This is a genomic window from Tenacibaculum ovolyticum DSM 18103 (genome assembly GCF_000430545.1).
GTDB classification, from domain to species: domain Bacteria; phylum Bacteroidota; class Bacteroidia; order Flavobacteriales; family Flavobacteriaceae; genus Polaribacter; species Polaribacter ovolyticus.
This window is the reverse complement of sequence record NZ_KE387163.1, coordinates 254,786-267,471: the sequence shown is the minus strand read 5'-3', so window position 1 is coordinate 267,471 and position 12,686 is coordinate 254,786. Positions and strand designations below refer to the sequence as shown.

Below are 12,686 nucleotides of genomic sequence, written 5' to 3'. Positions count from 1 at the left end.
ATCATGAAATTTAAATTATTTACTTTTTTAATATTCTTATTATTTATAAATAATAGTATAAATGCACAAGAAACAATAAAACTAAATCAAAATTTTAATAAAATAATTGTAAGTCCACATATAGAAACAATTTTTAAAAAAGGAACTGAGTCTAGCATTAAAATTGAAGACATAAATGTTTCTAAAGAAAAGTTTAAGTATGAAATAGTGAACGGAACATTACAAATATATTTAGAAGGAGCTAAAACTTACACAAAAAATAAGAAGATGGTTAACAGCTATTCTAGAAGAAAAGTACCTTTATATAAAGGTAGAGTTGTTAAACTAATTATTACTTATTTAGATGTTAAAACGTTTTCTTTAAGAGGAGAAGAAAAAATAACATTTCAGAGTCCGTTAATACAAGAAGAATGTAAATTACGTATTTATGGTAAATCAGAAGTTACTGTAAATAAAATTGATGTAGATAAACTTAATGTAACTATTTATGGAGATAGTTTTTTAAATATAGAAAAAGGAACCGTTAACAAACAAAAGGTAACAGCTTATGGTGCGAGTAAAATAATGGCTTTAGATGTTTTATCAAAAGAAACTAAAATAACAGCCTACGGAGATGGAACTTTTCAATTTAATGTATCTAAAAGAATAAAAGTAACCTCATATGGTGAATCAACAATAAATTATAAAGGTAGTGCTGAATTGAAAAAAGGAATTATTATAGGTGAATCAATAATTAATAATATAAATTAATTATTGATTGAAGTTTTATTATAAGAAGCTTATGCAACAGTGTTGTGTAAGCTTTTTTTTTATGCTTAAAAAAAAGAAATATTAACTGTTATTAAAGTGAAGATTCATTTAAATTGCAGGTTTTTTAAATTAGTTTTATGAATAATGTTTGCGGGTTAGATTTTGGAACTTCTAATACTATTAGTACAATTTATAAAGACGGAAAAGACTTAATGGTTCCGTTAGAGGAAAATAACAAATCATTACCAAGTTGTGTTTTTTTTCCTTTTAATGAAATAGAAAACCCTATTTATGGAAATGTAGCAACGAATACTTACATAAATAATGGTTATGGTAGGTATATGAAGAGCTTTAAAAGAATCTTAGGAACTACTTTTTTTGAACAAAGAACAGTTTTGAGACCTGGATACAATATTTCTTTTCAAGATATTATTATTAATTATATAAAGTATGTAAAGAGTAAAACCGAAAAATTTACAGACAAAGAAACAGATTATGTCGTAATAGGAAAACCTGTACGTCTTTCAGAAAACACTAATGGTGCTAATTCAGGAATAGCACAATTAGAGGGTATTCTAAAAAAAGTAGGCTATAAAAATTATTCTTTTCTAGAAGAACCAATTGCTGCAGCTTATTATCATAAAAAAAGTTTAAAAGATAAATCGCTAGCTATTGTGGCAGATTTAGGAGGAGGAACTTGTGATTTTACAATTGTAGAGGTTAATAAAGGAGAGAGTGAGTTAAATATTTTATCAACATCAGGTATTTCTTTGGGAGGTACAGATCTCGATAGTCAATTTGCTTTAAAAGCATTTTTTCCAGAATTAGGTTATAATACTATTGATAAATTTAAAGGGATAACACTACCAAGTACGCCTTATAGAGATGCTGCTGATTGGAATAAAATAACAACATCATTATACTCAAAAAAAACAGAAATGTTAGTGAGAAAAATGGTAGCCAATTCAAAATATCCAGAAAAAATTATTCAGTTTCAAAAATTAATAAATGAAAAGAATGCACATTCATTATTAAGTGAAATTGAAGATACAAAGATTAAGTTGTCAGAAAAAGAATTATTATATTTTAATAGTAGTTTTATACCTAATACAGTTGATTTAAGTATTACTAAAAATATTTTAGAAGGTTCGATAGAAAATAGTGTAGATAAAATTCTTAATACAGCTAGTGAATGTTGCAAGCAAGCTGGAGTTAATAAAACAGGCATTGATTACCTTATTTTAACAGGAGGAACTAGTAAAATGCCATTGATAAAAGAGTTATTTAAAAAAACTTTTTCTAATGCAATGTTAATTGAAAATAATGCGATGGATTCTGTAGCTTTAGGTTTATTGGAAAAAGCTAAAAAAGATATTCTTTAAATTTTTATTTTTTTAAATTGAACCTTTAAATTTTCTGGCTGCACTGTAAAAGCAAAATTTTCTTTGACTTCTGAAGGAGAAACTGCAAGATTTATATCAAATTGTTTACAAATACTAGATATTACAGTTGTCATTTCAATCATAGATAAATGCATACCAGGGCAAAGCCTAGCACCACCTCCAAAAGCTTTTATTGTTTTTGGTTTATGATTTAGATAAGGACATTCTGATTTTATCCAACGCTTTGGTGCAAATTCTGTAGGATCAGAGAAATTATCTTCTTGCATAGAAGCAAAGCTATTCTGTAGAATAATACTAGTATCTTTAGGAATCGATAAATTATTTAAAACTACATCTTCATTTGCTTGAAAAAATAATATTGGAGTAGTGGGTTTTAATCTTATCGCTTCTTGTATAGCTGCATTGGTATATTTTAAATAATTTAATTGTTCATAATTTTCTGGAATGCTACCTTTAAAAGTAAGGTTAGATTCATTTCTTATTTCTTGAACAATTTTTGGGTTTTGGGCTAAATAATAAAGTGTCCAAGATAAGGTATTTGAAGTAGTATCTTCACCAGCTAATAGCATGGCAATAACATTTCCATACAAAGTTTTTTCATCAAAAACACTATCTTCTTTTTCACTTTCAACTAATAAAGCTTCTAAAAAATTAGAAGGATTGTTTCGTAATTCTTCATTTTCTTCCAATCTATATTTTGCATCTCTAATAAATTGATGAATAATATTTTCTATAACTTTTAATGATTTTTTTAATTGCTTATCTTTAGCTTTAGGAAATATCCGCCACAAAGGAAAAGGAGCTGTAATTCGGTCATTAATCATTGGAAATATAATTTCTAAATGATTTTGAAAACTATCTTCTTTATTTTGAATTGTATTTAGTTTATAACCAAATGCTATTTCTGTAGTAACATCAATGGTAAAAGCAATAAAATCTTCTATAATATTAACAGTGTCTTTAGAGGAGCTATATTTTTGAATTTTAGATATAAGATTTTCTGTTTTATTTTGAATTATAGGGTAGTAGCCTTTTACTTTTTTTACATTTAAAGCTTCTGTTACAGGTTTACGTTGTTTTTTCCAATGTTCTCCTTCAGCATTAAAAACAGTGTGAAAACCCATTTCAACAAACACCTCGTTAATTTTTGAAAGTCTTCTAAACTTCTCAGGTCTTTGACGTAAAACAGCTGTGTTAAAATCGGAATCAGCAGATACTAAAACTTTTAAAGGGCCTAATTTTATGGTATATAGTTCACCAAACTGTTTAGCCCAATCTTCTAAAATTCGATGCTTATCTTTCTTTTTGAAGTCTTTTAAATTACCAAGAATAAAACTACCTTTTGGTGTTTTTAAATCATTTAAAGTACGAGGAAGAGTATTTATTTTGGTCATATTTTATTTGTAATAAGGTACAAGATAGCGCAAAGTTTTAAATATAAAGCAAAACAAAGAAGACACATTATTACAACGTGCCTTCTTATTTTTTTTAATCTACCCCTTCAAAAATAGATTAATAGTATTATGTACTGCAAATATACGATGAAATAAATAACTTTTTTATAAACATTTGTTAATAAAACTCTAAAATTTACTTTTTTTCTATCTATAAACACCCTTACTTTTTCTTAGCTAAGCTTAAATTTTAAGTAATTTATCTTATTATACCATGTAATTAGTTGTTAGACATAATGTTACCTGTATTACATAACTTATTGACTTATTTTTAGACCTAAAATAACAAATACAATTCCAAGATAAGCATGTATAGTTATTTCTTCGCCTAGTATAAAAAATGATAAAAAATATCCAAACACAGGAGCTAAAAACAATCATTTGCTAGCTTTTACCGTATCTTTCTTTAATAAACTAAACCAAATATTATTGGCGAAGATTGAGATTATAACAATTAACCAAACTAAGGATACATAAAAATTAATATCATAGAGAATAATTTGAGATTTATAATAATATGCGATTGGAAGTAAAAATAGACCGCCAATAAAAGTTTGATAACCATTAATTGTTAAATCAGATAATTTTAAATCAATTTTTTTATAATATACACTTCCTAAAGAATAAGAAATCATTCCTGAAATTAATAAAAAGATACCCCAAAAATTTGATTTTGATTCTACTATTGTTGGTATTGTGGCTATAAATAAGCCTATAAAGCAAATTGAAAAGCCTATTTTTTCACTAAATGAAATTTTTCTTTTAAGAAAATAACTGGTAAATAAAGTAATCAAAATTGGATTTATAGCTATAAATAAGTTTAACAACCCAGCAGATACAGTTATAATAGCTGTAAAAAGACAGCCTAAGTAAATACTAATATTAAGCAAACCAAAAATTGATATTTGATACCAATCTTTTTTTTGAGGTGTTTTTTCTTTCAGTATAAATGATGATATAGTAATCATTATTAATCCAGAAATAAGAAACCTAATAACAGCTAAAACCAATGGTTCAGCTGATAAAACACCAATTTTCATTGCAATAGCTGCTGTTGCCCAAAGAAATGAAAATAATATTCCAGTACCGCTTTTATTTTTCATTGCATTTTAAATTACTTGCTTAGGTCAAATATATTAAAATTTACTTGCTTTTAGCAAGTAAATTTTAATATATTTGGTTTATGGAAATAAATGATATAAATAAAATAATAGATTTTAATAAAAGATATACTAGATTGATAGGTATGCTACAAACTAGTTTTCTAGACAGTAATTATTCATTTACGGAAGCTCATATTTTAAGTGAATTGTCTTTTCATCATAATTCATCTGCAACTGTTATAAATGAACAATTGAATTTAGATGAAGGATATTTAAGTCGTGTTGTAAAAAAATTAAAAAATGAATCGTTAATCACCAAAACACAATCTTCCCAGGATAAAAGAATATATTTATTAAGTCTAACAGAAAAAGGAGAAAAAGTATATAAAAAATTAAATAAACTCTCTGCAGAATTAGTATTATCAAGTACTGAACATTTAGACGAAATAGAGAGGAAGGAATTAGCTAACTTATTAGAAAGAGTAAAAGACTTAATTTTAAAATAAAAAGCAGTTTTTAAGTATTTCAAAACTGCTTTTTAAATATTTATTCACTCTCAAGCTATTTACGAGCATTTACAAAAAATTATAATCTAGATTTTTTTATTTCTTCTTTCTCTAAATGTACCTGCAAATAGAAGTCCTCCAATTATACCCATTAGTATAAAAGCTACTTGTTCAAATAAGTTTACAGAGCCTGCAATCGAAGAGTTTAATAATGAATTACTTAATCCCATAAATGATTTACTTCCAGGCACAAGCATTATAATACCTTGCGTTAAGTATACTGTTTTTGGTGTTTTAGAAATTCTACCAAATAAACGACTTATTCCAACCACAGCCAAGGTTCCTACAAAAGTACTCACTAATATTCCATACCCTGATAATAAAACAGTCATAAAAAAAGCCAAAGCCCCTGTTAATACACCAAAAAAGATATCTTTCTTTCGTACTTGAAATATAGGTAAAAGAGAAATTGAAAGTAGTGGTACTGCGCAAAATATAGCCCATTTTGGAGTTTCAGAAGTATGATAAGTTAAATCGATATCAATGAAAGATGTCATTAAGCCTAAACCAAGTAATACACCAAAAAACTGTTTAAATAATAAGAGAATTGAGTCTAAAAGCTTTGCTCCTCCAGAAACTAAATTTTTAGAAGTTATTTCTTCTAAAGCAGTAGTAATTGCTAATCCTGGAATAAAAATAATGATAGAAGCTAATATGGTTAAGCCTAAATTAAGTTCTGGAAAAACTAAAGTTAAAAGACAACTTATAATGGTTGCAATTAAAGCACTGAAGGATTCGAATATATTTTCTATATATTTTGATTTTGTAGCTAAATATACTAGAAGGTATATGAATGCTCCTAAAAATAAAGAAACTGCAAAAGACACCCAATTTGAGCCTATTAATAGGCTAAAACTACCAGCCGCAAAAGCATAGGAAAAAGTTAAAAATATATGATTTACCTCTTTAGTTTTAGAATGAATAATATTTAATTCATTAGTTATTGAATCGTTATCAATTTCAGAATTAATTACTTTATTAGTGAGTTCTGCAATTTTAGCAAATGCTCCTAAGTTTAGCTGACCAGGAGGGATGCATTCAATATAGTTATAAGATTTTTCATCTTCGTAAAAAACATAACTTATCCATGTAGGAAAATCCATGAAGCTACCTACAATTCCTTTAGTTTTTGCAACTTCGGTTAAATAAGATTGAATTTTATATGAAGGTATACCATATATATGAAGAGCTTTTCCTAGTTCAACTATAAATTGATATTTTTTTGGAATTTTCATTTATAAGTAATTTTATTTTTCAAATATAAAAACAAAAAAAAAGGACTTTTAAAAAAAGCCCTTTTAAATATATAATTTAAAGCTGAAAATTATTTGTTTTCAACCCATTTACGAGCATTTACAAAGGCTTCTAACCAAGGAGAAACTTCATCTTTTCTTCCATTAGGATAATCTGCCCAGTTCCATTGAAAAGTAGAACGTTCAATATGTGGCATTGTAACTAAATGTCGTCCAGTTGTATCACACATCATTGCAGTGTTAAAATCTGAACCGTTTGGATTATTAGGATATCCTTCATAACCGTATTTAGCAACAATACTATAATTACTTTCAGATTCAGGTAAGTTAAATTTACCTTCACCATGAGAAATCCACACTCCTAATTCCGTTCCTGCTAAAGAAGATAACATTATAGAGTTATTTTCTTGAATCTTAACAGAAGTAAAAGAACTTTCGTGTTTTTGAGAATCATTATGAACTAATTTACCATGAACTTTATGATCAGGATTAATTAAATCTAACTCCATCCATAATTGTGCACCATTACATATACCTACAGACAAAGTATCTTCTCTTTTAAAGAAATTATTTAAAGCAGTATTCGCTTTTTCATTGTATTTAAATGCTCCTGCCCAACCTTTTGCCGAACCTAAAACATCTGAATTAGAAAAACCACCTACAGCTCCAATAAATTGAATATCTTCTAAAGTTTCACGACCAGAAATTAAATCAGTCATATGAACATCTTTTACATCAAAACCAGCTAAAAACATTGCATTAGCCATTTCACGTTCAGAGTTAGAACCTTTTTCACGAATAATTGCTGCTTTCGGACGCTTTCCTTCATTTGAATTTACAGGTAATTTACCAGTAAAGTGAGTAGGGAAGGTGTATTTTAAAGGTTGATTTTTATAATTATCAAAACGATCTTTAGCTAAGTTATTAGCTGTTTGTTTTTGATCTAATAGATAAGAAGTTTTATACCAAACATCTCTCGTTTCGGTTATATCAAAAGAGAAAGTATCTTCGTTGTTTTTAATACTTACGGTTCCTGTATTATTTGCAGTACCAATATTAAAGAATTCAATTTTATTTTCTGATAAAATAGTTTCAACTGAAGCATCTGCTTGAAAAACAATTCCTGCGTTTTCAGCAAATAATACTTTTATAGAATCTTCTTCTTGTAAAGATGTAATATTTAAATCTGCTCCTAAATTAACATCAGCAAAACACATTTCTAATAAAGATGTAATTAAACCACCTGAAGCAACATCATGCCCAGCTGTAATTTTATCATCTTTAATTAATTGTTGAATTGTATTAAAAGTCTTTTTAACAAAAGCAGTATCTTTTACATCAGGAGTTTCGTTTCCAATTGTATTTAAAACTTGGTGAAAAGAACTTCCTCCTAATTTAAAGTTGTCTTGAGAAATATTAATATAATAGATATTTCCTCCATCAACTTTTAAAAGAGGCTCAACTACCTTACTAATTTCATTACAGTTTCCTGCTGCAGAAATAATAACGGTTCCTGGAGCAATTACTTCATCGTCAGCATATTTTTGCTTCATAGATAAAGAATCTTTTCCGGTTGGAACATTGATTCCTAAACCTATAGAGAAGTCAGATACAGCTTTAACAGCTTTATATAAACGAGCATCTTCACCTTCATTTTTACAAGGCCACATCCAGTTAGCAGAGAGCGATACGCTCTTTAAGTTTTCTTTTAGTGGTGCCCAAATTAAATTTGTAAGAGATTCTGTAATTGCATTCCTACTTCCTGCAGCAGGATCAATTAAACCTGAAATAGGAGCGTGCCCGATTGAAGTTGCTACTCCTTCTTTTCCATTATAATCTAACGCCATTACACCAACGTTATTTAAAGGAATTTGTAATGGACCAACACATTGTTGTTTGGCAACTTTACCACCAACACATCTGTCTACTTTATTTGTTAACCAATCTTTACAAGCAACAGCTTCTAATTGTAAAACTTGCGTTAAATAGTTATTAAAGTTCTTAACTTTATATCTAGAATTTTTATAGTTTCTTTTTACAGTTTTATCTGTTAAAATAGTTTTAGGAGAAGAACCAAACATGTCTTCTAATGCTAAATCCATTGGTTTTTCACCTGTTGATTCAGATTCAAAAGTAAAACGATCATCACCTGTAACTTCACCAACATTATATATTGGAGAACGTTCACGTTCTGCAATTTTTTGTAAAGTATCTATATGCTTTTCAGCAATAACTAATCCCATTCTTTCTTGAGATTCGTTACCAATAATTTCTTTTGCAGATAGGGTAGGGTCTCCAACAGGTAATTTATCTAAATTAATTTTACCTCCAGTATCTTCTACTAATTCAGATAAACAATTTAAATGCCCTCCAGCACCATGATCGTGAATAGAAACAATAAAATTTTCTTCACTTTCTACCATTCCACGAACTGCATTAGCAGCACGTTTTTGCATTTCTGGATTAGAACGTTGTACTGCATTTAATTCAATTCCTGAATCTAATGCACCTGTATCAGCAGATGAAACTGCTGCTCCACCCATTCCAATTCTGTAGTTTTCACCACCAAGAATTACAATTTTATCACCTTCTTTAGGAGTGTCTTTTAAAGCTTGTTCTGCTTTACCATAACCAATTCCACCAGCTTGCATAATAACCTTATCAAATCCTAATTTTCTAGGTTTAGATTCACTAGAAGAAGAATTTTCTTCATGTTCAAAAGTTAATACAGAACCTGTAATTAAAGGTTGTCCGAATTTATTTCCAAAATCTGAAGCTCCATTAGATGCTTTTATTAAAATATCCATTGGAGTTTGGTATAACCAATCTCTTGCTTCAAATTTGTTTTCCCAATACCTTGTATTCTTAACAGAATCAATAGAAGCTTCCAAACGAGAGTAAGAAGTCATATAAACAGCTGTTCCTGCTAAAGGTAAAGATCCTTTTCCACCAGCTAAACGATCTCTAATTTCACCTCCAGAACCAGTAGCAGCACCATTAAAAGGTTCTACAGTTGTAGGGAAGTTATGCGTTTCAGCTTTTAAAGAAATTACAGAATTAAAATCTGAAGTTTGATAAAAGTCTGGTTTATCTGCTGTTTTAGGAGCAAACTGTTCAACTTTTGGTCCTTTTATAAAAGCAACATTATCTTTATAAGCAGAAACAATATCATTAGGAAATTGTTTAGACGTTTCTTTTATCATTTTAAATAGGGAAGTAGGTTGTTCTTCTCCATCAATAACAAAAGTTCCATTAAATATTTTATGACGACAGTGTTCTGAGTTTACTTGGCTAAATCCAAATACTTCAGAATCTGTTAATTTTCTTCCAATTTTAGTTGCAACACTTTCTAAGTATGTTACTTCTTCATTACTTAAAGATAATCCTTCTTGTGTATTATATTCAGCAATATTATCTATTTCTAAAATAGATTCTGGTTGAATATCAATATTAAAAGAATCTTGATTTAAAGAATTAAATTTCTCAGAAATCATTGGGTCAAAATCAGAAAACTCTTCAGTAATTGCAGAGAATTCTTCAATTCTAATAATATCAGAGATACCCATGTTTTGAGTAATTTCTACAGCATTTGTACTCCAAGGAGTAATCATAGCAGCTCTAGGACCAACAAAAAAAGCATCTATTGATGCTTGTTCTATTTTAGGTTGATTGGCAAAAAGCCAAGTCAATTTAGAAGTTGTCTCTGTTGTTAATTCTTTTGTTGTTTGAACAGCGAATACTTTACTGTTTTTGTTTCCAAAGAAATGAATCATTTTTAGGGTTGTGTTTGCTTGTTGTTGTAAAAATGCAAATTTACTTTTTTTGCGCGAAATAATTGTATAAAAAAAGCAGCATTTTTTTGCTGCTTTTAATTCGTTAATTCCTGTTCTCGGGTAATCTATTTATTTCAATTTTACCTTTCTTTAAAGCTTTATAATTTTCGTAACAATTTAATACTGCTTCTATCATTTGTAAATCACTTGCTTTTTTTATGAAATACTCAGAGTAATCACAATCTGATAAAAGTTTATTTAATTCCTGTCTATCCATTTCAAGATATTCCATCATAACTTCTCTGTCAAATTTACCAGCTAACATTTTACGTAAATCATCTTCTTTTTTTAACTTTTTAAGTTTTTTAAGTTGCTTTGGTTTTTTACCAAAGAGATTATATACTAAATCAACAGGATTCAATAATTTAGCTATTGGAGATGATATTTTTTGAGGTCTACCAATTTCATAAGTTTGTGGTAACCCATTTATATGTATTCTTGTAAATCTATCTTTAGGAACTTGTTTAACATCTACTTCTAAAACACCAATAAGTTTTGTAGATTTAATAACAATTTCTTTAACCTCTTCTTCTTTTTCTACTAAAGATATTACTACTTCATTCCCTTTTAAAAGGTCGTTTGTAACTTTTAGTTTGATAGATGAGAAACCTAAAAAAGAAACTAAAATAGTATCGTTTGCTTTTGAGGTAAGCTCAAAAACACCTTTTTCATTAGTAATGGTACCTGTAACAGAATTTAGATTTAAAATATGTGCTGCACTTAAAGGTTTTTTGGTGTCAGCATGAACAACCTGACCTTTTAATTTTTGAGTTTGAGAGTACCCAGTTATTGATACTAATATAAATACGATAAGGAATAAATATGTTTTTTGCATAAAGCAAAAATAAGAATTATTGGGCTGAAACTAGTTAAGAAACTGTGAAATGAATAGCAGTAATTTTTCTAATGAAAAAACGATAAATATCTTCAAAAAAATATTTATCGTTTGTAAAATAATTTATTTAGGTCTTAAGAGGAATATTTAGCTATAAATTTCTTTAAAAGAGTACTTGTTGGTAGTTCGTAGGTAAATCAAGATTATTAATTATAGTTAGTTTTTACTACCATTCTTTTTTAATTATTAACTGATTTATATGTTCGTAATGATGATTACAATGCCATGCATAAATACCAATATTTTCTTTTAAACTAACTTTTTCAAGTCCATCCGGATGAATAAAAAACTTATTTAAATCATCATTTGTTAAGCCTTTTAAAAGATATACCCATTTAGCATGCAGCGCTTTTAATGAATTTAAAGAAAGGTTAATAGGGGCAGACTTAGAATCAAATAATTCTGCCCAACGATCTTCGTAATATGCTTTAATCACGGGAGTATCTTCAGTTAAAGTCCATTTAAAACGAGTGTATGAATTATGATGACTGTCTGCACAATGATGAACAACTTGTCTTATAGACCAGCCTTCCTTTCTGTAACAGATATCTAATTGTGCTTCAGATAAATTTTCAACCAAAGCTGTTAATTTGTCAGGAAAGCTATCTAAAACTTCAATCCATTTTAAAATATGAGTAGCTGTTATTTTAGCAGGAATATTAGGCTTACCAATCGGGAATTTTAAATGTTCCATTAAAATTATTCTTTTTTTGTTAATTTATTTAAAGCTCTTTTAGAGCTTCTGTTTTCAGGATTCACAGCTAATGCTTTTTTATAATAAGTTATAGCTTTTAATGTATCTTTCATTTTAGCATAAGCGTCGCCTGTGCTATCATAAGTATTCGAGCTTTTTGGGTACAATTCTATATTAATTTTAAACACACTAATTGCTTTCTTATATTCCTTTTTTGATAGATAGTTATACCCCAAACGATTTAAGTTGTTTTCTCTAATTACCGGATTTAAACTGTCGTTTTGTTTAATAGTTTTATAACCGTTTAAAGCGGCTTTAAAATTATTTAAAGAAAGGTATTCACTAGGTGTTTTCTCTCCATCCTTTAACTTATTAAAAACATATAATTTATCTTTATGTTCACGTTTTTTAGCTAATTCAATATTATTTTTAAAAGTATTAAAAATTAACTTCTCATTTAATTCGCTAACATAAAAAGTGGTATCATTTATTTTTAAAGGCGTTAAGTTTTGGTTACGCCATGTTAGCAGTAGTTTATTGTCATTAAATTTAACGGTTATAACTTCATCAGCATTAAAAAAATAACGACCTGTGGCGCTTTTTATAAAATCATCTGAGTTTTTATTAGTTGAACAACTAATTATAAGTAAAATGATAGAAATAAATAGTAATTTAGTTTTCATTGTTTAGTTAGCTTTTTGTAAAACATATTAATTATGACGACTCACTTAGTAA

10 protein-coding genes are annotated in these 12,686 nt (G+C 28.0%); 3 read left to right on the top strand and 7 right to left on the bottom strand.

Going from position 1 to position 12,686, the window contains the following annotated elements; all coding sequences use genetic code 11:
• Positions 1-3 precede the first annotated feature (3 nt).
• Together H518_RS0111170 and H518_RS0111165 are read left to right on the top strand one after the other, a co-directional pair.
• Positions 4-750 (top strand): head GIN domain-containing protein, encoded by a 747-nt coding sequence (locus H518_RS0111170; RefSeq protein ID WP_028889129.1) that lies wholly within the window; start codon positions 4-6, stop codon positions 748-750.
• 137 nt (positions 751-887) lie between these two features.
• Positions 888-2,132 carry an Hsp70 family protein gene (locus tag H518_RS0111165; protein ID WP_028889128.1) on the top strand — a complete coding sequence of 415 codons (1,245 nt, stop codon included), beginning with the start codon at positions 888-890 and terminating at the stop codon, positions 2,130-2,132.
• On the opposite strand, the gene H518_RS0111160 is transcribed toward H518_RS0111165, so the two are convergent.
• A complete protein-coding gene (locus H518_RS0111160; RefSeq protein ID WP_028889127.1) occupies positions 2,129-3,547 on the bottom strand; it encodes a cytochrome P450 in 1,419 nt (472 codons plus the stop codon). The two genes, H518_RS0111165 and H518_RS0111160, sit on opposite strands and share 4 nt — an antisense overlap.
• 437 nt (positions 3,548-3,984) lie before the next feature.
• Positions 3,985-4,710, bottom strand: a complete 726-nt coding sequence (locus H518_RS19730) for a DMT family transporter (RefSeq protein WP_051263744.1) — start codon at positions 4,708-4,710, stop codon at positions 3,985-3,987.
• Positions 4,711-4,790: 80 nt separating this feature from the next.
• On the opposite strand from H518_RS19730, the gene H518_RS0111150 reads away from it, so the two are divergent.
• Positions 4,791-5,216 (top strand): MarR family winged helix-turn-helix transcriptional regulator, encoded by a 426-nt coding sequence (locus tag H518_RS0111150; RefSeq protein WP_028889126.1) that lies wholly within the window; start codon positions 4,791-4,793, stop codon positions 5,214-5,216.
• Positions 5,217-5,302: 86 nt separating this feature from the next.
• Here the strand turns inward: H518_RS0111150 and H518_RS0111145 are convergent, their stop codons facing one another.
• The 5 genes from H518_RS0111145 to H518_RS0111125 form a co-directional block, all read right to left on the bottom strand.
• Positions 5,303-6,511, bottom strand: coding sequence for a threonine/serine exporter family protein (locus tag H518_RS0111145; protein WP_028889125.1), 1,209 nt, complete (start codon positions 6,509-6,511; stop codon positions 5,303-5,305).
• An 89-nt stretch (positions 6,512-6,600) separates the two neighbouring features.
• Positions 6,601-10,302, bottom strand: coding sequence for a phosphoribosylformylglycinamidine synthase (purL, locus tag H518_RS0111140; RefSeq protein WP_028889124.1), 3,702 nt, complete (start codon positions 10,300-10,302; stop codon positions 6,601-6,603).
• Between the two features lie 103 nt (positions 10,303-10,405).
• On the bottom strand, positions 10,406-11,197 hold the full coding sequence (locus tag H518_RS0111135) for a carboxypeptidase-like regulatory domain-containing protein (protein ID WP_028889123.1): 792 nt from the start codon (positions 11,195-11,197) through the stop codon (positions 10,406-10,408).
• A 226-nt stretch (positions 11,198-11,423) separates the two neighbouring features.
• Entirely contained in the window at positions 11,424-11,951 is a 528-nt protein-coding gene (locus tag H518_RS0111130; RefSeq protein ID WP_043706868.1) for a YfiT family bacillithiol transferase, read from the bottom strand.
• A 5-nt stretch (positions 11,952-11,956) separates the two neighbouring features.
• Positions 11,957-12,634: a tetratricopeptide repeat protein gene (locus tag H518_RS0111125; RefSeq protein ID WP_028889121.1), complete on the bottom strand. Its 678-nt coding sequence runs from the start codon at positions 12,632-12,634 to the stop codon at positions 11,957-11,959.
• Positions 12,635-12,686: the final 52 nt, after the last annotated feature.